This is a genomic window from Nocardia aobensis NBRC 100429, assembly GCF_000308375.1.
In the GTDB taxonomy this organism is placed as follows: Bacteria; Actinomycetota; Actinomycetes; order Mycobacteriales; family Mycobacteriaceae; genus Nocardia; species Nocardia aobensis.
This window is the reverse complement of the sequence record NZ_BAFQ01000111.1, coordinates 1-21000: the sequence shown is the minus strand read 5'-3', so window position 1 is coordinate 21000 and position 21000 is coordinate 1. Positions and strand designations below refer to the sequence as shown.

General features: G+C 65.6%; 20 protein-coding genes and 3 pseudogenes. 17 read left to right on the top strand and 6 right to left on the bottom strand.

Going from position 1 to position 21000, the window contains the following annotated elements; genetic code table 11:
• Nucleotides 1–10: 10 nt before the first annotated feature.
• Both RJ03_RS14025 and RJ03_RS14020 read right to left on the bottom strand, forming a co-directional pair.
• Nucleotides 11–958, bottom strand: coding sequence for an alpha/beta hydrolase (locus tag RJ03_RS14025; RefSeq protein WP_036502182.1), 948 nt, complete (start codon nucleotides 956–958; stop codon nucleotides 11–13).
• Between the two features lie 8 nt (nucleotides 959–966).
• Nucleotides 967–1932 carry an enoyl-CoA hydratase/isomerase family protein gene (locus RJ03_RS14020; RefSeq protein ID WP_036502180.1) on the bottom strand — a complete coding sequence of 322 codons (966 nt, stop codon included), beginning with the start codon at nucleotides 1930–1932 and terminating at the stop codon, nucleotides 967–969.
• Nucleotides 1933–2107: 175 nt separating this feature from the next.
• Between RJ03_RS14020 and RJ03_RS14015 the strand changes: the two genes are divergently transcribed.
• Nucleotides 2108–2806, top strand: a complete 699-nt coding sequence (locus RJ03_RS14015; protein ID WP_036502179.1) for a TetR/AcrR family transcriptional regulator — start codon at nucleotides 2108–2110, stop codon at nucleotides 2804–2806.
• A 145-nt stretch (nucleotides 2807–2951) separates the two neighbouring features.
• Here RJ03_RS14015 and RJ03_RS14010 read toward each other — a convergent pair whose 3' ends face one another.
• Nucleotides 2952–3845 (bottom strand): SDR family oxidoreductase, encoded by an 894-nt coding sequence (locus RJ03_RS14010; RefSeq protein WP_036502177.1) that lies wholly within the window; start codon nucleotides 3843–3845, stop codon nucleotides 2952–2954.
• Between the two features lie 198 nt (nucleotides 3846–4043).
• Here RJ03_RS14010 and RJ03_RS14005 point away from each other — a divergent pair, with 198 nt between their 5' ends.
• From RJ03_RS14005 to RJ03_RS13960, 13 genes and pseudogenes are all read left to right on the top strand, one after another.
• The gene (locus RJ03_RS14005) at nucleotides 4044–5045 is read left to right on the top strand and encodes an NADP-dependent oxidoreductase (protein WP_036502175.1); all 1002 of its coding nucleotides are present in this window, start codon (nucleotides 4044–4046) and stop codon (nucleotides 5043–5045) included.
• Nucleotides 5046–5456: 411 nt separating this feature from the next.
• Nucleotides 5457–5617, top strand: a pseudogene (locus RJ03_RS35985) (alpha/beta fold hydrolase); the annotation flags it as partial.
• A gap of 316 nt (nucleotides 5618–5933) precedes the next feature.
• Nucleotides 5934–7148 carry an IS110 family RNA-guided transposase gene (locus RJ03_RS14000; protein ID WP_036502173.1) on the top strand — a complete coding sequence of 405 codons (1215 nt, stop codon included), beginning with the start codon at nucleotides 5934–5936 and terminating at the stop codon, nucleotides 7146–7148.
• A gap of 7 nt (nucleotides 7149–7155) precedes the next feature.
• A pseudogene (locus RJ03_RS13990) lies at nucleotides 7156–8297 on the top strand (IS3 family transposase).
• A gap of 57 nt (nucleotides 8298–8354) precedes the next feature.
• On the top strand, nucleotides 8355–9155 hold the full coding sequence (locus RJ03_RS13985; protein ID WP_051024672.1) for a tyrosine-type recombinase/integrase: 801 nt from the start codon (nucleotides 8355–8357) through the stop codon (nucleotides 9153–9155).
• 772 nt (nucleotides 9156–9927) lie between these two features.
• Nucleotides 9928–10698 (top strand): hypothetical protein, encoded by a 771-nt coding sequence (locus tag RJ03_RS13980; RefSeq protein WP_036502166.1) that lies wholly within the window; start codon nucleotides 9928–9930, stop codon nucleotides 10696–10698.
• A 113-nt stretch (nucleotides 10699–10811) separates the two neighbouring features.
• Nucleotides 10812–10973: a hypothetical protein gene (locus RJ03_RS37140; RefSeq protein WP_157163421.1), complete on the top strand. Its 162-nt coding sequence runs from the start codon at nucleotides 10812–10814 to the stop codon at nucleotides 10971–10973.
• Nucleotides 10973–11827 (top strand): TIGR03619 family F420-dependent LLM class oxidoreductase, encoded by an 855-nt coding sequence (locus tag RJ03_RS13975; protein WP_036502164.1) that lies wholly within the window; start codon nucleotides 10973–10975, stop codon nucleotides 11825–11827. Before RJ03_RS37140 ends, RJ03_RS13975 begins: the two co-directional genes overlap by 1 nt.
• Before the next feature lie 3 nt (nucleotides 11828–11830).
• Nucleotides 11831–12409, top strand: coding sequence for a nuclear transport factor 2 family protein (locus tag RJ03_RS13970; protein ID WP_063820379.1), 579 nt, complete (start codon nucleotides 11831–11833; stop codon nucleotides 12407–12409).
• 108 nt (nucleotides 12410–12517) lie between these two features.
• Nucleotides 12518–12685 (top strand): hypothetical protein, encoded by a 168-nt coding sequence (locus tag RJ03_RS37135; protein WP_157163420.1) that lies wholly within the window; start codon nucleotides 12518–12520, stop codon nucleotides 12683–12685.
• Between the two features lie 166 nt (nucleotides 12686–12851).
• Nucleotides 12852–13826 carry a LacI family DNA-binding transcriptional regulator gene (locus RJ03_RS13965; protein WP_036502162.1) on the top strand — a complete coding sequence of 325 codons (975 nt, stop codon included), beginning with the start codon at nucleotides 12852–12854 and terminating at the stop codon, nucleotides 13824–13826.
• A 32-nt stretch (nucleotides 13827–13858) separates the two neighbouring features.
• Nucleotides 13859–14029, top strand: a pseudogene (locus RJ03_RS39050) (FAD-binding protein); the annotation flags it as partial.
• A gap of 155 nt (nucleotides 14030–14184) precedes the next feature.
• Nucleotides 14185–15051: an alpha/beta fold hydrolase gene (locus tag RJ03_RS13960; protein ID WP_036502160.1), complete on the top strand. Its 867-nt coding sequence runs from the start codon at nucleotides 14185–14187 to the stop codon at nucleotides 15049–15051.
• Here the strand turns inward: RJ03_RS13960 and RJ03_RS13955 are convergent.
• Nucleotides 15031–15720, bottom strand: a complete 690-nt coding sequence (locus tag RJ03_RS13955) for a Dabb family protein (RefSeq protein WP_036502159.1) — start codon at nucleotides 15718–15720, stop codon at nucleotides 15031–15033. The two genes, RJ03_RS13960 and RJ03_RS13955, sit on opposite strands and share 21 nt — an antisense overlap.
• On the bottom strand, nucleotides 15713–16060 hold the full coding sequence (locus tag RJ03_RS13950; protein ID WP_036502158.1) for a hypothetical protein: 348 nt from the start codon (nucleotides 16058–16060) through the stop codon (nucleotides 15713–15715). The genes RJ03_RS13955 and RJ03_RS13950 overlap by 8 nt, the downstream gene beginning before the upstream one ends.
• A 104-nt stretch (nucleotides 16061–16164) precedes the next feature.
• Here RJ03_RS13950 and RJ03_RS13945 point away from each other — a divergent pair, with 104 nt between their 5' ends.
• Entirely contained in the window at nucleotides 16165–16881 is a 717-nt protein-coding gene (locus tag RJ03_RS13945) for a PadR family transcriptional regulator (RefSeq protein ID WP_051024671.1), read from the top strand.
• Here the strand turns inward: RJ03_RS13945 and RJ03_RS13940 are convergent.
• On the bottom strand, nucleotides 16846–17622 hold the full coding sequence (locus tag RJ03_RS13940) for an IclR family transcriptional regulator (RefSeq protein ID WP_036502195.1): 777 nt from the start codon (nucleotides 17620–17622) through the stop codon (nucleotides 16846–16848). The two genes, RJ03_RS13945 and RJ03_RS13940, sit on opposite strands and share 36 nt — an antisense overlap.
• A 295-nt stretch (nucleotides 17623–17917) precedes the next feature.
• On the opposite strand from RJ03_RS13940, the gene RJ03_RS13935 reads away from it, so the two are divergent.
• On the top strand, nucleotides 17918–19162 hold the full coding sequence (locus tag RJ03_RS13935; RefSeq protein WP_036502157.1) for an ABC transporter substrate-binding protein: 1245 nt from the start codon (nucleotides 17918–17920) through the stop codon (nucleotides 19160–19162).
• Nucleotides 19163–19200: 38 nt separating this feature from the next.
• A partial coding sequence (locus RJ03_RS13930; protein WP_036502156.1) for an ABC transporter permease occupies nucleotides 19201–21000 on the top strand: 1800 nt, incomplete at its 3' end.

Here is a 21000-nt window from a genome sequence, read left to right as displayed (position 1 = left end):
GCGGGCCTATCTATTTCGATGTGAGACGGTCCGATGCGGGAGACGAGGGGGCCGGTTGCGCACCGAGGTGCCGGGTCAGGAATTCGATTTGGTCGGTGACCAACGCCTCGAATGCGTCGCCGAGGTAGAAGTCGAAATGACCGGCGTCGTAGGTCTTGACCTCGCCTCGCGGCGCGGTCTTCGCGTATCGGAGGGTCTGCGCGGGTGGGGTGACGGTGTCGTTGTTGCTGACACAGAACAAGATCGGCATCGTGACCTTTTTCGCCGAACGGCCGGGCCGATAGGCGGCGATGCTCGGAATCACCCGCGCCGCGGCCTCGTTGACAAAGGTCGTTCCCTCGGGGATCAGGGCTCGATAGCCGGGGAGGGCGTCCGGGGCGCTCATCAAGGCCGGCGATCCGGGGGGTGCGGCCAGCGGCAACGTCACCGGTGCGCGTCCGGTGGCCGCGGCGGCCAGGTCTCGCGCGAGGACCGGCATCAGCTTCAGCGAGGCGATCGGGCCCAGCGCGAGAGCGGAGGCCAGCCCGTCGGTGAACGGGCACTGGGCCACGGCCGCTCGCAGTTCGGGGTGTCGCGATGCCACCGTGATCGCGTGGCCGCCGCCGAAGGAGCTGCCCCACACCGCGATTCGTGTGGTGTCGAGGTCCCGGCGGGCTTTCACGTACTCGATGGCGGCATCCCAATCCGCGAGCTGTCGTGTGATCGACAGGAGTTGGCGGGGTTGGCCGCCGCTGTCGCCGAAGTGCCGGTACGTGAAGACCAGACAGGCGATTCCGGCCGTGGCGAAGCGTTCGGCGAAGGCGTCCAGGCGCATCTCCCGCGTCGCGCCGAGGCCGTGGCCGAGGACGGCGACCGGAGGCGAGGTAACGCCGGTCGGAAGGTAGAGCCATGCCGCACAGGTGGTGTCTCCGGAGGAGAAATAGACGTCTTGGCGGGTGAAGGACTTTTTTGCGGCCATCGCGGATCTCACCGTCCACTCGTCGAGCGAGGTCCGGGCACAGTACCCAGCTTCAGCGCTTGCTGGTAGATATCGGGGTTGTAGAGGGGGAGTTCGCCGGTAGCTTCGGTGCTGTCCATGTAGTCGAGCATCAGCTGTTGTCCCTGCTTCGACAGCGCGGTGCCGAGGAACTCGGTGCGCTCGACGTGGAGTCCGTCGGTCAGTGACATCGAGCCGCCGAAATACACCGCGCGTTTGATGGCCTCGACCGATTTCTTCGTTCGTGCCCCGAAATGTGTCGCGAGTTCCACTGCCCTGGTGACGACTTCGTCCTGGGGGACCACCTCGTCGACGGCCCCGTTGGCCAGAGCCTGGGCGGGGGTGAACGGTTTGCCCTCGAGAATCGCGACCAGGGACTTGTGGGTGCCGATCAGTCGAGTCAACCGCTGGCTGCCGCCGCCGCCGGGCATGATGCCGAGCAGTACCTCGGGTTGGCCGATGAAGAAGTCGCCGTCGGCCATCACGCGAAGGTCGTTGGCCCACGCGAATTCCGCGCCGAGACCGAGAGCCGAGCCGTTGAGGGCGGCGACGTAGATGACCCCGCTGCGGTTCATTCGAAGGAATGTCGAGTGCAGGCGCTCGAGTTCGACCGCGGGCCCCATCGGGGTACGGTTCACCAAGGGGCCCAGGTGGGCCCGGACCACATTCTTGGCGGTACGTGCGAGGACGGAGGCGCCGAGTCGATTGACCGCGGGCACCGCGGCGCCGCCTTCTTGCAGCCACCGCACATCGGCGTGACTGACGAACCGGTCGGGGTGGGTTCCGGTGAATACGACGGCGTGGACGTTCGGATCGTGATCGGCCCGGTCTACCAACTGCTCCAGTTGGTTGGAGATCTCCAGACCGAACAAACCGTGCGGGCCGCCGTCGACCCTTGCAATCAGAACGGGGCCCCGGTCCTCGATCTCTAAATGGCCTTTGCTGTGAAGTCGCATCGGATTCTGCTTCCGTGGTGGGGGGTGAGTCGGCGTGCTGGACGGACGCTGGACCGCAGCTGAATAACGAAGTTATCAGCTAGCATAACGAAGTTACCGAGTGTGTGGCAAGGGCTATCGCAGCGGGGCAATGCTCCTGCGAGTCGCCGGGCGCCCGTGGAGTCGAGTGAGGGACATGAGCGAGATGTCAGCGGATACGACCGCGGAAACCGTGCCGGAGCGGCTGATCAACGTGACCATCGAGCTGCTCGCCGAGCAGGGGCCGTCCGCCGTCAAGGCGCGGACGGTGGCCACCGCGGCCGGCCTGTCGACCATGGTGGTGTACAGCCACTTCGGCGGCATTCCCGAACTCGTTCGCGCAGTCGTCGACCGGGGTTTCAAGGAACTCGACGGAGCGTTTTCTCGCCTGCCGGTGACCGACGACGCGGTCGCTGATCTGTTTGCGATGGCATTGGCGTGCCGTCGGGTCGCACGGCAGAATCCGCACCTCTACGATCTGATGTTCGGTCTGTCCACCCGGGCGACATATAGGCCCATGGGGGAGGCCGACCTTCGCCTCAGTGGCCGCTTGCCGGCGTTCCGCGAGGCCCACGCGCACATGATCGAGTCGTGTGCCCGGCTGGTCGAGTCGGGCCGGATCGATGCGCAGGACCCCGAAGTCATCGCTGCTCAACTGTGGAGTTTCGTCCACGGTTACATCACGCTCGAGCTGGGCGAGCATTTCGCCGACTTCGACAACGCGGTGAGGCAGGTGATGGCACCGATGGGTGTGAATCTCGTCGTCGGCCTCGGAGACGACCGGGCCACCGCCCAGGCTTCACATGAAAGGGCCCTGCGGCTCTACGGCGCGACCGACTCTGCTTCCTCTCGATGAGCGGATTCGGCGGGCCGGGGTGTGCTGCGGCTACCTGGGATCTGCCGTGGTGGGGCGAACCGAGATAGCGGCAGCGTAGTGATCGCGCCGCCGGCGGCATGACCCGTGCCGGGCCCGCCGGCGCGAAGCAGCGGTGTGCGTGCTCCTACTTCGTCGTGGCAGGCGGCTTCTTGCCGAGACCGGGCACCAGTTGATTCTGCCTGCCCAGTGCGTCGATCTCCTGCTCCAGCGTCGGAACGGCTTTGGCTGCGAAGCGTCGGGCCCAAGGCCAGGCAAGTGGCGAATTCACCACGCCCTTGGCCCAATTGGCCACGCCGACCGCGCGCGGGACATACACCCGGCTGCGGCGCCGCGCGAGCGCGTCGACGATCGCGCCGGCCGCATCGTCGACGCTCGTGGTGACGTTGCCCGGATAAGGCAGCCGGCTGCGCATTTCCATGAACGACGGAAGATCCGCGTCCGCCCCTCGGACGAGGTCGGTGTCGATCCACGACGGATGGACGACGCCGGCGGTGATACCGAGGTGCGCCACCTCCTGCCGGTAGGCCAGGGCGAGCATTTCGACGCCTGCCTTGCTCGCGCTGTAGGAAGCCATGGCGGGTAATGGGAGAAACGACAGCGCGGAGGCCACCACCAGCACGTGCCCGCGGGTGCGTTCCAGATGCGGCGTCGCATGCTTGAGAGTGCGGAACACGCCGTTGAGGTTGATGTCGACGACGCGGTCGAACATTGTTTCATCCAGTTGCCGCACCGTCCCGTACGCGGCGATTCCGGCATTGGCGACCAGGTAATCGATACCGCCCATGATTTCGGCGCAGTCGTCGATCGCCGACCGCAGCGCCGCGCTGTCGCGCACGTCGGCCTCACGCCAGGATGCTGTGGGCCCGAGGTCGCCAGCGATCGCGCGCAAGCGGTCGGGCTCGAGTCCGATCAGCGCCACTCGGGCGCCCCGGGCGCCGGCAATGCGCGCCACCTTCTCTCCGATGCCTCGTGCGGCTCCGGTTACCACCAGTCGTCGACCTGCCAAGCTTCGTTGCATCCGCTTACGATAACTTCGTTATAGCGACCTGGCAAGGATTGTCTCCGACGTCTGCCGCGAGTGAAGGGGTGCTTCGCGGCCGACCTTGCGACCGGAAGATAACGAAGTTATGGTTGATCTGTTGGGTGCCGAGCATCGGTGTCTTCTCCTCGGCGGGTCCGGTGCCTCCAGTCGAATATCCGATGAAAGTGAGCAGGCATGAAGGCATTCGTAGTAGAGCGTTACGGCAAGGACGGTCTTCGCGCCGCCGAGGTACCCGTGCCGAAAGTCGGCGACGGTGATGTCCTGGTCGAAGTCGCTGCCGCCAGTATCAATCCGCTGGACAAGATGGTCCGCGACGGAGAGTTCGAACAGCTCCTGAAGTACAAACGTCCGTTCGTGCTCGGCCACGACGTCGCCGGAGTGGTGACCCGGGTCGGTGCGGGGGTCCGCGACTTCACGGTTGGCGACCAGGTGTATGCGCGCCCCCGAGACCTGCGGATCGGCACCTTCGCCGAATACATCGCGATCGACCAGGACGACGTCGCACTCAAGCCCGCCTCACTGACCCTGCACGAGGCTGCGGCGGTTCCACTGGTCGCGCTGGCAGCGTGGCAAATCTTGGTCGAGAAGGCGAAGGTGAAGCCCGGGCAGAAGGTTCTCGTGCACGCCGGCGCGGGCGGGCTCGGATCCACCGTGATCCAGCTGGCCAAATACCTCGGCGCACATGTCGCGACCACCGCAAACGGAGCCAATGAAAAGCTCGTCCGCAGCCTCGGAGCCGACATCGTCGTCGACTACACCGAACAGGACTTCTCCCAGGTTCTCTCCGACTACGACCTCGTTGTGGACTCCCTCGGTGGTGAGAACCTCATGAAGTCGCTCACCGTGCTCCGGCCCGGAGCCCGGGCGATCGGCGTCGCCGGACCGCCCGACGCCGGATTCCCCCGGCAGCTGGGCGCCCCCAAACCCTTCGAGCTCGTGACGTGGTTTTTGAGCCGCAAGGTCCGGCGTGCCGCGTTCAAGCTCGGTGTGGGTTACTCGTTCTTCTTCATGCGAGCCGACGGTGCGCAGCTGCGCGAGCTTGCCGCCCTCTACGACGCCGGCCATCTGCGTCCGGTCCTCGACTCGACCTTCCCGTTCGACAGGACCCCCGAAGCACTCGCCTATGTCGAGAGCGGCAAAGCCAAGGCCGGCAAGGTCGTCGTGACCCTCGACTGAGGTTGGCTGGGCGACATGGCCTTCGACTATGCGGCCACGACCGCGGCGGCATGCCCATTGGTGGCGATTGGTGCGAAAGCGTTGGTGTGCAATCGAATTCATCATTCACGATGCAATCGAGGAGCGCTTGCCGCTGCGACGCCTGCCGTACGAACGATTGTTCCTTTGGGTGTGACCTCTGGCTGATGGGGCTGAGTGGGATTCCTGCGAAGGCGTTCTGCTCGCTGCATGCATGGTGAAAAGTGTTCTGGTGCGGTCGCATTCGGAGTCGATGCTGGAATCGCGTGCCCTTGCGGCACATATGAGCGGCTCGAACGAACACCGCGTTCGACCGAGTCTTGTTTACGTAAAAATGAAAGTACGATCATAATGCAATGACCACCCAGTCGCCCTTCACGAAAGGAAGACATCATGACGACCTGGAAGAACGCGCGACCCAACTTCTCGACGTCGGCGGCGTATCGTTCGCCTACCGTGAACTTGGGCCCCAATCGGGAGTCCCGGTTGTTTTCCTGCATCACTTCACCGCGGTGCTCGACGATTGGGACCCCCGTGTAGTCGACGGGATTGCAGAACAGCTGGCCCGTCCCCGGTGAATGCGACCGCCCGGATTTAGAGTCCTGTTGGCCCTGGTAAGGGGCCAGAAGGGACACTGAGAACCATGGCAGGACCCTAAGTTGATAGGGGTCCGGGTCATCTACCCGGACGCCCGGCCCGGCGGGGTGTGGCTTATGTGCAGGATGTCGATGTGATGGCTCTTTGCGACTTGCCGCCCCGCCGGTCTGGACACTCCGGCCGCTGATTGAGAGCTGTTGCGGATCATCGCTGTTTAGGGACCTGCCGGCGGGGTCGTCCACGGGCTCGAGCAGCGATAACGGGAGTGGATCAGTGGCTGAGGGCCTCGAAATCTGGGTCGGGATCGACGTCGGTAAACAATCGCATCACGCGTGCGCGGTCGACGTCGCAGGTGAGGTGGTGTTCAGCCAGAAAGTCGGCAACGACCAGCGTGCGATCGAGCAGCTGATCGCTCGTGCCGGGCGCGCCACCACCCAGGTGCGGTGGGCGGTCGACCTGACGGGCCCGCTGGCGATGATGCTGCTCACCGTGCTGCTCAACGCGGGCGAATCGGTCGTCTACGTGCCCGGCCAGGTCGTGAAAACGATGAGCCAGGGATTCCGTGGTGAAGGAAAAACCGATGCCAGAGACGCACGGGTGATCGCCGAAACCGCCAGAATGCGAAGGGATCTCACCGATGTCACGATCCCGGACGAGCTCGTCGCGGGGCTGACACAGCTCACCCGATACCGCGCCGATCTGATGTCCGACTGGGTTGCCGGAATCAATCGGCTGAGAGCGCAGTTGGGGTCGATCTTCCCGGCGCTTGAGAGAGCCCTCAACTACTCGACCCGCGGACCACTGATCCTGATCTCGGCGCTGTGCACGCCGTCAGAGATCACCAGAGCCGGAATCGATGGCATCACAACTCATTTGCGCGAGCGCGGGGTGAGACCTTCCGGGATCGCGAAGATGGCTGCGGCCGCTCTCGCTGCGGCGAATGCTCAGGACGTTGCCCTGCCCGGTGAGCCGGACGCGGCGGTGTTGATCAAACGTGCTGCGGGCAAGCTGCTGGATCTGGATCGGGAGATCAAGGCCGCCGACAAGCTGATCGCGCAACGGTTCCGTAGCCATGCGTGGGCCACGATCATCGAGTCGATGCCTGGGATGGGCCCGGGGCTCGGTGCGGACTTCCTCGTCGAAACGGGAGGCAGCCTCGTGGGATTCGGTTCGCCGGGACGTCTGGCGAGCTACGCCGGCCTGGTCCCGGTGCCGCGTGACTCCGGCCGCGTCACCGGAAATCTACGGCGCCCGACACGCTACAACCGTCGGCTACGTCGCGTTTTCTACCTCGCCGCGATGACGAGCCTCCGGATCGAGAATGGCCCGTCCAGGCGGTTCTACGACCGGAAAAGGTCCGAGCGGCTCATCCATCCGCAAGCGGTGATGGCGCTGGCCCGGCGCCTCGTCGACGTGCTGTGGGCTCTGCTACGAGACGGACGCGAATTCGTCCTCGAACGAGTGGGATCCGACGCGGCCGCGGCTTGACAAGTTCATTGAGAGTCGTAAGCGGCATTCCGCCGAAGAGATCGTGCGGAAGCTGCGCCGCGCCGACGAACTGGCCGCCGCGGGCGCCTCGGGTGAGGAGATCGCCGCCGACCTGGGGATCTCGGCAGCGACGTTGTACAACTGGCGGCGCCAGTACGGCGGGATGGACACCGACGCCGCCAAAGAGCTCAAGGAACTGCGCGCGCAGAACGCGAGGCTCGAGCGGCTGCTGGCCGATGCCGAACTCCGAGAAAGACGCGTTGCGGGAGATCGCGCGGGAAACTTCTAGGCCCGGCGGCCAAGCGGCGGGCGGTGGACATGCTCTTGCAGGTCAAGGGCATGTCCGAACGATTCGCCTGCAAGGTCGTCGGGGTCCATCGGTCCACGTTCCGGCGGCTGCCACTCGACCAAACCCCGGATGATCCCGATGCCGGTGCCAGGGCTTGGCTGCGCGAGTACGCGCGCAAGAACCCCTGTCACGGGTTCCGTCGGGCGTGGGCGGCGTTGCGGTTCGACGAAGGCCACCGGGTCAACCGCAAACGGGTCCACAGGTTGTGGAAACAGGAGGGCCTGCAGGTGCGAACGCATCACCGGCGCAAACGCGTCGGGTCCTCATCGGTGCCGGCGGTCGTCGCTGACGCACCGAAGACGGTGTGGGCGTTGTATTTCCAGTTCGATTCCACGGTCGATGGTCGGGCGGTGAAGATCGCGTCGATGGTCGATGAACACACCCGGGAGTCGCTGCTGCACCTGGTGGAACGTTCGATCACCGGGGAGAGACTCCTCGCCGAACTCGCGCGGGTGTTCGCTGCTCGGGGCGTCCCGAAGGTGCTGCGATGCGACAACGGCCCGGAAATGATTTCCACAGCGCTGCAACGCTTTTGCGCCAACAGGATCGGAATCACCTACATCCCACCCGGCACACCCTGGAACAACGGCTACATCGAATCGTTCAACCGCCGGTTGCGCGCCGAGTGCCTCAACCGCAACCACTGGACCTCCCTGCTCGAGGCCCGCGTGGTCATCGGTGACTTCAAATCCGACCACAACCTTCGGCACCGGCATTCAGCGCTGGGCTACCGGACGCCGGCCGAGTGCGCTGCGGCCTGCAACCACACCCACCACCCGGTGGACTGCGGGATCAACTGAACCGAGGAAACAACCCGGGCTCTACTACCGGGTGGTCGCATTATCGGGGACTGGCCAGTGGAGCGACCGGCTCGCCCCGACGCGGAGAAGACGCCCGCTGAAGTGTTGACGGTCGAGCAGATCCGCTCGCTGATTCAGTGCTCGAATCGGCAGACCGGATGCATGATGCTGCTGACCGCCCAAACTGGCCTGCGCCCGAGTGAGGTTGCTGGACTGAGAGTGTGCGACATCGACTTCCTAGGCAGGAAGGTGTATGTGGTCCAGCAGGCCAACCACTTTCGTGGAAAGGCACCGACGGCGCGGTTGAAGACTCCGCGGAGCAAGCGCAGCGTGCCATTGCCCGCGGAAGCGCATCGTGAACTCAGTTCCTTCCTCGCCACGGTTGAGCGAGGCAGGAACGATCTGCTGTTCTACACCAGAGTGGGGCGCCCGTGGTCTGCCGACGGAATGGGGCTGCGATTTCGCGAGATCGCCGTTAAGGCAGGCGTTCCGAAAGGGTTCACCTGGCACGATTTGCGGCACTTCTACGCCTCGGCGCTGATCGCCAAGGGCGCGTCGGTCAAGACCGTGCAGATGCGCTTGGGCCACGCGAGCGCGAACGTGACTCTCCAGGTCTACACGCATCTGTGGCCCGACCACGACTCCCACACCGTCTCCGCGATCGACGACATCTTCACCTCGGAGAACGGTAACCCCCCGGGGTACCGGGAAAAATCGACCCCGATTTCGGTGAGAGACGGGACGGAGACGGGACAGCGGCCGCGTCCTGACTCCGTAAACCGCCTCTCACCAGGCGTTCTACAAGCTACGCCCGATAATCAGTTTCATGCTCGGCGAGTTTCGAAGAAACCCTGGTGAGAGGCGGTTTTTGTGTCCAATCGACCAGAAATGCCGGGTGAAGCGATTCCCATCCTGACCTGTAGGTTCTTATCGCATCCCAATGAGCAACGGGAGAATGACGGGATGCCGTCAATACCCCTACGGGGTAAGTGCTGGTCGGGCCTGGCGGGTCGGCTTCACTATCGCATCAGTCGGATGCAACGCCGCCCGGGTGATAACAGTAGATCGGGCCAGGTTTGGGGAGTTGCAGGATCCGTGTTGGTAATACGCCTGGGCGGCGTACCGGCGCGTCGCGCCTCGACGCGCCGATGAATTTTCAAGCAGCAATCCTTTGGCAAACCGGTCGGATCCTGAATGCTGATTGGCGCATTGGAAACCAACCGCGCTGAGCGCTGGATCAGAAGCGGGACCATGATCACCCTGTCGCCGGAATGTCCGACGGCACGTCGACTATGTGCTGTGCGGCACGGTCTGCCGCTGGCCGTCGTCGAGGCGGACCCACCGACCGATCCACCGCCGCATCCACCTTCGCTCGCCGACGAAGCAGCCGGCCCGCCGGCGACCCTGATCATGACGAGGCGCCTGGCCGCTGCGGCCGTCCGTCGGCGTGGGCCCACCGTGGCGGGGTCCTGGCCTCCGACTTCGTTCTTATCGGAGGCATGGACCGCGTCGGCCGCTCGATAGCGCTCTCCCGATGAACGGAATCAGGGACTCGTGTGGGCGTCGGCGGCTTCTAGCGTGGCGGTGTCGTGGCAGTCGCCGGGTCGTTGTTCGCATCAGGAGGTGGCAGTTGTTCTCGGAGCGGGCCTTTTTCTCGTTCATCGAATTGACCGATTCCGATCGGCATCGGGAATACAACGAATGGCATCAGCTGGACCATCGTCCAGAGAACCTGTTGCTTCCAGGAGTGGCGTGGGGTGATCGCTGGGCTTGCCGTAACGGCGGCACCGGGGCGGCCGCGGAATTGGCGGGCACCGATTACGTGGCCATGTACTGGTTCCGGCCGCCGTACGAGCAGAGTGTCGCCGAGTGGACCAAGTTGGGGGAGGACTCCTTTCAGTGGGGGCGGGGCCCGATCATTCCGGGTGTCCGCCGTACGCTGCTGGCGTTCTTCACGCCGGTGAAAGGCTATGTCGCGCCGCGCGTATCGGTGTCGGTGGACGCGCTGCCGTTCCGGCCGAACCGCGGGCTTCATATCACCGTCAGTCACCTGGCCGATCCGCACAGTGTGCAGTCGCACGAGAAGTTCCGCTGGCAGGATCGGGTGCGGATTCCGGATCTGCTGGAGTGCTCCGGGGTGGCAGGGGCGTGGACGTTCGCCGTGCACACCGTGCAGAAACATCCCACGCTGCCACTGGCCGAGGCTCGTCGGGAGTATTCGCCCGGTTCGTTGCGCATTCGGTTGCTGTATCTGGACGGCGATCCCGACGTCGTCTGCCGTGAGATCGCCGATCGGGAGCAGCAGTGGGATGAGTCGGGCCGTGGGGCACCGTGGCCGGAGGCCGAAGAGCTGATGTTCAGTGCGCCGGTGCACACGATCGTGCCTTGGCAGGACTGGTAGCTCGGATCTCGGTGTTCACGCCCGGTCCGTCCAATGGGAAGGCGGCACCCGTGCCGTGGTGCGGTCGATCACACTCTTCGCAGAGTTCGAAGTCGATCCGGCAAGGAGCAGATGTGCCCGACATGAACATCACCATCCAGCCCACCCTGGTGCCTCATTTCGGTGCCCGGATGCGGGAGGCCGGTCGCGGTGGGCTGCTGCTGGAGAACCACGAGTCGATGCTCCGGTTGCTGTCGAAACGGGAACCGGCGACGGCGGGGAACAAGGTCGACTGATGCGCATCGGAATCGTCAGTCCCGTGGTGACCCGAGTGCCGGGCGCGCACTCGGAGTGGGAAGTCACTGCGGGAATCGCCGAATTGGCGCGGGTGGCCGAACACGCGGATGCGCTCGGCTTCGCCCATCTCACATGCAGCGAACATGTCGCGGTGCCGGTGGACGTAGCAGCACAGCGTGGCGGCACCTACTGGGATCCGCTGGCGACCTTCGGCTATCTGGCCGCGCGCACCGAGCGGATCCGGTTCGTCACTCAGGTGCTGGTACTCGGCTACCACCATCCGCTCGAGATCGCCAAACGCTACGGCACACTCGACGCGGTCACCGGTGGCCGTCTGACACTGGGAGTCGGGGTCGGCTCCTTGGAGGCCGAATTCGACCTTCTCGGTGCGGCATTCGCCGGCAGGGGAGCGCGCGCCGACGACGCTCTCCGAGCATTGCGCAGCGCGCTGTCGGTACCCCTGCCTCGGTACCGGGGACCGCATTACTCGTTCGGTGACGTGCTCGTCGAACCGCACGCGCTGCAGGCGACTGTGCCGCTGTGGGTCGGTGGGCGCTCGATGCGGTCGCTGCGGCGGGCGGCCGCGCTCGGCGACGGGTGGGTGCCGTTCGGCCTACCTCTTGCCCGCGTCCGAGAGATGCTCGAAAAGGTCGAAGCGCCAGAGGGATTCGACGTGGTGCTGTCGGCCGGTGTCGTCGATCCGATCGGCGATCCTGCCATCAGCACTGAACGGCTCGACGCCGCCGTATCGGCCGGCGCGACGACGATCAGCGTATCGATCGCCGCCGAGTCGGTGGACCACTACTGCGAACAGCTGTCGGTGCTGGCGAAACTGGCCGAAGTGGAGGAGTAGATCATGGACGAACGTCTGGCAGTGATGGAATCGCGCCTGCGGCTACTGGAGGACGAACGTGAGATACACCGGCTCGTCGCGAGGTACGGCCCGATGGTCGACGACGGTGCGGCGGAAGATGTCGCGGCGCTGTGGACCGATGACGGCGTATACGACGTCGATGGGCTGTATATGGCCGGCCGCGAAGATATTTCGGCGATGGTGCGTTCGGCGACCCACCAGGGGTTCATCGCCGGAGGCTGCGCCCACTTCCAAGGGCCGGTGCACGTGACGGTCGAGGGTGACGTTGCGACAGGCGCGAGTTATTCACTGATGATCTTGCACCGGGCCGATACCTTCGAGGTGGCGCGCGCGACGGCCCATCATTGGCGGTTCGAGCGCACAGCGCAGGGCTGGCGGGTGCGGCGGCGGACCAGCCGTGCTCTGAATGGGCACGACTTCGCCCATGAATTGCTCGCGGAGGGGGTACGGGGACGACCCCTCACCGACGGCGACGGCCCTCACAGCTCAGAAAAACCTGCGTGGCGGGCGATGCGGCAGAGTGACGCCGTTGGAGAGGGCCGGCTTGCCGAAGTGGTGTGATCAACTTCCGCCGCGCCCGATTCGTCCGCTGGCCACCCGGTCGATGAAAGACGCTGCGCGTGAGAGTGCTTCGGTGGCTTCCGGCATTGTGGCGGCTGCTGTCCAGTCGTGAAACATCTCTGGCCAATTTCGGCATCGGCCAGCCGGCCGGCCACCTGCTTCCTGGCCGAGGTCGCCGTCGGGTCGAGTTGGGACCCCGAGGTCGCCGAGCGGATCGCGGCCGCCATCGCGCGCGAATGCCGCGCTGCCGGAGTGCGGGTGAGCCTGGGGCCCTGAGTCGCGCGCAGGGACACCGAATGCTTCGAACCCAGGCGCATCCGGCCGGGCAGCAGGGTATTCGGAGGAGTCGCAGCGGTCCTGTCTGCGACTACTCGCACGTGCTAGCGTATGATCTTGGTTTGGCGTTCCCTCTCGCCGAACTCGTTACGGGAGGTGATGGTCGGTGCCGTCGGCGAAGCAGCGTGTCACGGCGTCCGACGTCGCCCGCTCACTCGGTCTGTCGCGCGCCACCGTCGGTTTCGTTCTGAACAACACCCCGGGCCAGACGATCCCCGAGAAGACCCGGCGACGTGTGCTCGAGGAGGCCGAGCGGCTCGGGTATAGGCCCAATCGCGCCGCGCAGACGCTGCGGCGGGGCAGCAGTCATCTGGTGCTGCTGGTGTTGCCGGACTGGCCGGTCGAAGACAGCGTCGCCGACTATCTCGACGAATTGGCCGTCGCGCTCGACGATGCCGGATATTCGTTGATCACCTACACCCGCCGTTCGGCCGACCGGTCGCGGCCGTTGTGGGAAACGGTGACGCCGGACATAGTGATCGGGGTGGCGGATTTCGATGCGGCCGAACAGGATTCGCTACGCGCGAGCGGTGTCCGGCAGATCGTGACCGGCACGGTCGCGGCGTCGGAAGCCGCGGTGGCCGGGGTGGCTCTGCAGGTCGAGCACCTGCACGCGCTGGGCCATCGCCGCCTGGCCTATGCCGCCGCTCGTGACGATCGGCTGGCGGACCTGGTGCAGGCCCGCATCGCCGAAGCCCGAGCGGTCGCGGCCAGACTGGGACTCGAACCTCTTGCGGTTGCCGAGGTAAGCCCCGGCGACAGCTCCGCGGTCGAGCAGGTGCAGCGCTGGCGTGACGACGGCATCACCGGCGTGGTTGCCTATAACGACACCGTCGCCGCGATCGTCGTCGGTGCGGCCCTGCGCGCCGGTATCGGGGTTCCGGCGCCGCTGGCGGTCATCGGGCACGACGACACCCGGCTGGCGGAGGCCTTCGTGCCGTCGTTGTCGAGTGTGCGGATGGATGCTGCCGCGATGGCTCGATACACCGCTGCGGTGGCTCTGCATGCCGTCGGCCGCATTCCGGCGGCGCCGGAGCCGGTGTTGCCGGCTATGACGGTGCGGCGTCGCGAATCGAGCTGAGCGCTCGCGAATTGTCTCCTAGCACGAGCTGATTCCGCGGATTCACCCTGGGCGGGCTGAGTACGACGGCCGACGGACAGGTGAAACGGCCGGACGGCTCGATCGTGCCGGATCTCTACGCGGCCGGTGCCTGCGCGCCGACACTGACCCAGGACGGCAGCGGGTATGCCGGCGGTAGGCAGCTCGGCGCGGGATCCTACTGAACCGCCGCGCTGCACGGCATCCCTCGTGCCGACATACCCACGCGCCCAAGCTGATTCGCTCGCTTGTCGCGGCGAATCCCGACCGGTCCGGACCGGTGTGCCGCTCACCGGGAACTCGGAGTCGGCGGCCGCCGGGGCGATGACAGGCTCGCGGTATGAGTACAGCTGTCGAGACCGATGCGATCCCCGAACTTCGTGAACTACGCACCGAACACGGTGTACTGCGCTACTGGGAAAGTGGTGGCGGTCCACCGTTGTTGCTGCTGCACGGCTCCGGCCCCGGTGTCACCGGTTGGCGCAATTTCCGCGGCAACCTGGACACCTTCGCGCAGCACTACCGGACCTACGTGCTCGAATTCCCCGGATTCGGGGTCAGCGACGACTTCGGGGCCCCGCACCCGATGGTTTCCGCCCGGACCGCGGTCACGGCATTTCTCGACGGTCTCGGGCTCGACCGGGTCCGCATCATCGGTAATTCGATGGGCGGTTTCGTCGCCACCGATTTCGCACTCGCCGCACCCGAACGAGTCGAGCGGATGGTGACGATCGGCGGCATCGGGACGCCAATGTTCAGCCCACAGCCGGGGGAGGGGATCATCCGGCTCAGCGAGTTCGTCGACAATCCCAGCAAAGAGGCCCTCATCGCCTGGCTGCGGTCGATGGTGTTCGACCAAGCGCTGGTGACCGACGAATTGGTTCAGGAACGCTGGGACCAGGCCACCGATCCGGCGACTCTGGAGAGTTCACGCCGAATGTATGGCAGTGCCGCGCTGGCGCGCATGGCCGAGTCCATGCGCTCGGCGGATGTGACACCGGGATGGGCCGAGCTGCGCCGGCTCACGGTGCCGACCCTGGTGATCTGGGGTCGTGACGATCGCGTGAGCCCGGTCGACATGGCGCTGATCCCGATGCGCATGCTGCCCCACGGTGAGATCCACGTCTTCCCCAACTGCGGGCACTGGGTGATGATCGAGCAGAAGCAAGCGTGGGAGGCGGCGGTTCTAGCGTTCCTCCGCCGCTGACAGTGCGGTCGGCGTCGTGTCGGAGATGACCGGCGCCGACATCGCACAGAAGCTGTGGCACACACGGTCTTTCACGATGTGCTCGGGGCATTCCGGATCGAACCACCGGTCCACATGTCCCCAGTGCACCGGATGATTCATATAGGGCCCGAGCAGCGTGTCGATATCGGCGAACTCCTGCTCCCACACATGGGTCCAGGCCGTCGACCCGGCAGCGTGGGTGACGCGGCTGAGCTGCCACGCGCGGATTCCCGGCAGGTGTGCGGGCATCTGCAGCATCGCGTGTTCGAACCGTCGCAGTTCCGCGGGCGACGCGGAATCGTCCACGCGCAGGAGCAACGTCCGGTACACGGAGGCCGGTTCCGGCAATCCCCGGCGTCCCGCACGGTCCTGCCCGGGTGATCCACCGACGTATTCGGCGGCGTCGACGTGGCGGATGGAGCTGTCGGTGGTCGCCGCGTCGATCGGTGCCCGCCAGCGCGACCATTCCGATTCCGACTCGAATTGCAGGTGGACGAGGATGTCGCCGCCGTTGCGTGCCCCGCGCAGGGTGGGCGCGACGAGACCGTACCGAGCGTGGATGGAATCAGCCGCGGCGTTGACAGTGCGCAGCACCGCTGCCCGGTCGCCGGTGTCGTTCACATGCAGCAGGCGGGTCACCTTATACATGGCACAGTCCTTCCACAGCGTCGGCCGCGGCGGCCATGGACCGGGAGCGTTCGACGATCATGGGGGAGACCGACTGCCACCATTGCGCGTATCCGGGATCGTGGCGTCCCTGCACCGCCGCGGCCCACCACTGCTGCGGGCCCTCGACGGTCCAGGTCGCGATGACGACATTGCTCTCCGCATCGATCCAGGCCGGCGGACTGACCAGCACGCGGTCCAATGTCAGACCGCGTTGCCGCGCGCCGGGGGCGTATTCGCTCAAATACGCGTCGATGAAAGCGCGCGCGTGGCCGGGTTTGAGCACTATCCGGTCGATGATGTAGATGGTGCTGTCGCTCATGGTGTTCAACGTAAGCGGTGCGCCGCCGACTCGGTGATCTCGTTCCCGTCAGCCGGGAGCGGGCGGGGGCACAGGGCCCGGAATGGCTTGTAAGCTCGGCCATTATGGGTGCTGACGTCGATTCCTATCCCAACTTGCCGGCTACCAGCTGGGCCGTGCTGGGCATGTTGTCATTCGGTGAGGAATTGACTGGCAACGAATTGAAGAAATGGGCGGACTGGAGTATTGGATTCTTCTACTGGAGCCCGTCGGTCAGCCAGATTTACGGTGAACTGAAAAAGCTCGAGGAGCTGTCGCTGGTGCAGTCCCGGCTGGTGGCCGACGAAGGCGTGCGCAACCGGCGGCTGTACCGGATCACCGAGGCCGGCCTGCGCGCGCTGCGGAACTGGTCGCGCGATTCCGAGGTCGATATGCCGGTACTCAAACACGGTGTGATGCTTCGCCTGTGGATGGGGCACCTGCACGACCCGGAACAGCTGAAGCGCATCGTCAAGACCCATATCGACAACCTCCGCGAGCGTGCGCGGCGGGCCGGCCGCCACGCCGACCGGTCGGATCGGGAGCCTGGGTGGTCGTTCACTCAGATGAGTTTGCGCTGGTCGCAGCGCTATTTCGAAGCCGAGATCGAACTGGCCGAGCAGCTACTCGCGGATATCGACGCCGCGGCCGAGCACTATCGCTCCTCGGTTGTGACCGATGAATACGGCCTTCCCGTGCCGCGTCATCCCGGAAGCTGGCGTGCCGTGGGCGCCGACGACCCGGATGCGGAGACCGCGACCGACCGCTCAGCCTTCGGCGAGGACGGAGGGAGCGGTCGGTAGCGACCGCAGAACGTTCTTGCGCTGCAACGTCGGAGTCACGAATCGGCCGGCGTTGAGGCTGCGCACGATCGCGGCCGCGGTGAGCTGCACCGGAGTGGTCATCCGGCTGTCGAACGACATCTTGTTGAGTGGACCGCAGATCGATACCGCGGTCCTGGCCTCGCCCACCTCTCCGATCGGTGCGGCGATACACCCGAATCCGGTCGGTGCCCCGTTGCGTTCGACGGCGTAACCCAACTGCCGGACCAGCCGGCCACCGGGCTCGTCGTGGCTGTCGTACGCCAGCAGAGCTTTGCCCAATGCCGTGCGGGCGGCGGGCAGGCGGCCGCCGATGCGGGTCGGAACCTGCGCGGCCAGCCGGCCGCCGATCTTGTCCAGATACACCACATCGGCCCCGTCGAGCACCGCGAGATGCACCACCATGCCGGTGGCCCGGTAGAGGTGATGCAGGTGTTCGCGCGCCGCGGCGTGTACCCGATCCTGGTGGACTGCCAGCGAGCCGAGTTCGACGAGCCGGATTCCCAGGCTGTAGCTGCGGCCCTGGCGTTGCAACCAGCGCAGGCGGACCAGCCGATCGAGCATCCGGTGCGCCGACGAGCGGGGCAGTCCGGTCCGGGACACGATCTCGCTCAGGCCGAGACTTTCGTGTCCGTCGAAGGCGTCGAGGACGAGAGTCAGCCGGTCGAGGATATTGCTGGGGGTGTTCGCCTCGGCCGCGTGAATCTCCTGCGTAACGGTCATGCTGTGCTCCTCATTGACCACGGCAACGATCTGACGTGCCTATTTCAATTAGAAAATAGTGGCACATTCACGTTGATCTGTGAAGCGGGTCACGGAGTTTGCTGCCGTCCGCAGCGGGTGTGCGGAAATTTCTGCGAGCCGTTGTCCCGGTGAACGGGAAGCGTCGTCCGCGACCGGGTGATCGATCCGCACATAATCGCCGCTGACATAGATATGTGATGCACGTCATGCGAGGAGCCCGGTGTGCCGACCACCACTCGGCGTGGCTCCTCCTCGCAGAAGGAGATCTCGAATCATGAAACTCGGCGGACTTGCTCGCCACCGGCGAACACTTGCCGGAATCAGCGCGTTGGCCCTGGTAGGGGCCCTGGGTGCGAGCGCATGTAGTAGTGACGACACGTCGAACAACAGCGCGATCGCCGGTGCCTCGACCACATCGCTGCCGGACAACCCGGCCTCCGGTACGCCGGTGAAGATCGGATTCGTCTCCACCGAGGGCGGCGCGGTCGTCTCGATTCCGGAGATGCGTCGAGGGGCCGAGGCCGCGGTCCAGTATGTGAACAAGAACGCTGGTGGGCTCGCCGGTCATCCGATCGACCTGGTCGTGTGCAAGCAGCAGGAGGAACCCACCTCGGCGACCAAGTGCGCCAACGAACTGGTCGAACAGAAGGTGGCGGCCGTCCTGTCGCCGGGTACCTCGCAGGGCGCGGCCATCGTGCCCATCGTCGCGGGAGCGGGGATCCCCTACGTCACCCTCAACGGTGTGTCGCAGGTGGAGCTGACCTCGCCGGAATCGTCGTCGCTGTCGGCCGGGCTGCCCGGAACGATCACCGCGATGGCCACGGCGGCCAAGAAACAGAACATGAAGACGTTCACCATCTTCGCCAGTGACGGCGGCGGCATCGGCGCCATGATCAACGCGATGGGTGCCCCGATCTTCCAAGGGGCCGGCGTCGACCTGAAGGTGGTGCCGATCGCCCTCGGCGTACCGGACCCGACCCCACTGGTCACCTCGGGACTATCCGCCAAGCCGGACGGTGTCAGCGTCATCGCCGACGCCGGAACCTGCACCTCGGTCTACAAGGCGATCCAGACCGCCGATCCGAACGTGCAGAAGGTCTATATCCCGACCTGCCTCGATCCGTCGGTCACCACCATCATCGGAATGGACACGGTCAAGGGCAGCATCGGCATCACCGCGACCGACTACCTGTCCGATCGCCCGGATTCGGTGCTCTACCGCTCGGTGCTGCAGCAGTACGCCAAGGATCTGAACGTCACCGGTGCGGCGTCCTCCGGTTACCAGCTCGTCATGGCGCTGGTGGGTGCCACCAAGAATCTGCAGGGACAGGCCGACGCGGCGAGTATCAAGCAGGCGCTGAAGTCGGCCCAGAACGTCGAGATGCCGGCCGGCGGCGGGATCACGTTCACCTGCAGCGGCACCGCCGTGCCGCAGATGCCGTCGGTCTGCTCGCGTCAGATGCTGATCGGCACGATCAACGACAACGGTGTCCCGGTGGACCTCGAAGTGACCGGATAGGCCAAGGGTAACAACGGGTTTCGGCCAGAGAGATCGCCATGACAGACCACTTTTCCTACCTCGTGCTCGGCCTCGGGAACGGGGCCGTGTACGCGGCCATCGGACTCGCGCTCGTAATGACGTTCAAGAGTTCCGGTGTGGTGAATTTCGCGACCGGCACGGTCGCGCTGTACACCGCGTACACCTACGCCTTGCTCCGCAAGGGGGAGTTGCTGGTTCCGATACCGGGACTGCCCAAGTCCGTCCATCTCGGCGGGCCACTGGGTGTCGCCCCGGCCATGGCGATCTCGCTGGTCTTCGCCGCCGTCCTCGGCGTGCTCTGCTACGCGCTGGTGTTCCGGCCGATGCGGACCGCGTCGGTGGTGGCCAAGGCGGTGGCATCGATCGGGTTGATGATCGTGATCCAGGCCCTCATCGCGCAGCGTGTCGGCACCGGACTCGTTTCCGTCCAGCCGATTTTCGCGCTCGACACCTTCCGGATCGGGGACCGCACCGTGCCCACCGACCGGATCTGGCTCGCGGTCTCGATTATCGGCATCGCGATCGTCGCGACGGTCGTGTTCCGCTTCACCCGCTTCGGTGTAGCGACCGAGGCGGCCGCCGAATCGGAGAAGGGGGCCTACCTGACCGGACTGTCCCCGGACCGGATCGCGTTCAGCAACTGGGCGCTGTCCTCGGTGGTCGCGGGCCTCGGTGGCATTCTGATCGCGCCGCTGGTGGCGCTGAATCCGGTCGCTTATTCCATGTTCATCGTGCCGGCGCTGGCGGCCACCCTGGTGGGCAATTTCAGTTCCATCTGGCTGACCGTGGCCGCGGGCATCGTGATCGGCGCCCTGCAGGCCGAGGCCACCAATCTGCAGGGGCTCTACAGCTGGATGCCGAAGTCCGGTACGGCCGAAGCGATTTCGCTGCTGCTGATCCTGGGATTCCTGGTGGTGAAGGGGCGCCCGCTGCCCGACCGCGGCAGCGTGGTGCGCAAGGCCCTCGGACGCGCCCCGCGCCCCGACCACATCGCGATACCCGTCGTGCTGTCGCTGGTGGTCGCCGTCGTGGCGCTCACCGCGACGTCCGGCAGCTACCGGGCCGCCGTCGTCAGCAGCATCATCTTCGGCGTGCTCGCCCTGTCGCAGGTGGTGGTCACCGGATACGCCGGTCAGATCTCGCTGGCCCAGCTCACCCTCGCGGGGGTTTCCGCCTATGCGCTGAGCGTCCTGAATCAGCATCTGGGGATACCGTTTCCGTTCGCCCCTATCGTGTCCGCACTGTTCGCGACCGTGATCGGCGTGGTGGTCGGCCTGCCGGCGCTGCGGGTGCGCGGCCTGCCGCTCACCGTGGTGACACTGGCGCTCGCGGTCTTCGTCGAAGCGTTCTGGTTCCGCAATTCCGATCTCAACGGCGGGGTCGCCGGTGCGCCGATCGACAACCCCCGGCTGTTCGGCATCGACCTGGGAATCGGTGCGGGACATGCCTATCCGCGCATCGCGTTCGGTGTGTTGTGCCTGGTGGTCCTGACGGTGGTCGGACTCGGTGTCGCCTGGTTGCGCCGCAGCAGCCTCGGCACCGACATGCTCGCCGTGCGCGCCAACGAACGGTCGGCGGCGGCCGCGGGCATCGACGTTTCGCGCACCAAACTGATCACCTTCGCGATCGGCGCTTTCATCGCTGGTTTGTCGGGTGCTCTGCTCGGCTATCAACAGACTCTTGCCACGCCGGAGCCGTTCGCGGTGTTCGCCGGCATCGGGCTGTTCGCGATCATGTACGTCGCTGGCGTCACCTCGATCACGGGCGCGATCCTGGCCGGTCTCATGGCTCCCGGCGGTGTGGTCTACCTGATGGTC

Excerpts from the sequence above, each read along its gene's own strand:
- RJ03_RS14005 (WP_036502175.1), top strand. The coding sequence starts at position 4,044 with ATGAAGGCATTCGTAGTAGAGCGTTACGGCAAGGACGGTCTTCGCGCC.
- RJ03_RS14020 (WP_036502180.1), bottom strand. The coding sequence starts at position 1,932 with ATGCGACTTCACAGCAAAGGCCATTTAGAGATCGAGGACCGGGGCCCC.
- RJ03_RS14015 (WP_036502179.1), top strand. The coding sequence starts at position 2,108 with ATGAGCGAGATGTCAGCGGATACGACCGCGGAAACCGTGCCGGAGCGG.
- RJ03_RS13935 (WP_036502157.1), top strand. The coding sequence starts at position 17,918 with ATGAAACTCGGCGGACTTGCTCGCCACCGGCGAACACTTGCCGGAATC.
- RJ03_RS14010 (WP_036502177.1), bottom strand. The coding sequence starts at position 3,845 with ATGCAACGAAGCTTGGCAGGTCGACGACTGGTGGTAACCGGAGCCGCA.
- RJ03_RS13975 (WP_036502164.1), top strand. The coding sequence starts at position 10,973 with ATGCGCATCGGAATCGTCAGTCCCGTGGTGACCCGAGTGCCGGGCGCG.
- RJ03_RS13970 (WP_063820379.1), top strand. The coding sequence starts at position 11,831 with ATGGACGAACGTCTGGCAGTGATGGAATCGCGCCTGCGGCTACTGGAG.
- RJ03_RS13950 (WP_036502158.1), bottom strand. The coding sequence starts at position 16,060 with ATGAGCGACAGCACCATCTACATCATCGACCGGATAGTGCTCAAACCC.
- RJ03_RS13960 (WP_036502160.1), top strand. The coding sequence starts at position 14,185 with ATGAGTACAGCTGTCGAGACCGATGCGATCCCCGAACTTCGTGAACTA.
- RJ03_RS13940 (WP_036502195.1), bottom strand. The coding sequence starts at position 17,622 with ATGACCGTTACGCAGGAGATTCACGCGGCCGAGGCGAACACCCCCAGC.
- RJ03_RS13945 (WP_051024671.1), top strand. The coding sequence starts at position 16,165 with ATGGGTGCTGACGTCGATTCCTATCCCAACTTGCCGGCTACCAGCTGG.
- RJ03_RS13955 (WP_036502159.1), bottom strand. The coding sequence starts at position 15,720 with ATGTATAAGGTGACCCGCCTGCTGCATGTGAACGACACCGGCGACCGG.
- RJ03_RS14025 (WP_036502182.1), bottom strand. The coding sequence starts at position 958 with ATGGCCGCAAAAAAGTCCTTCACCCGCCAAGACGTCTATTTCTCCTCC.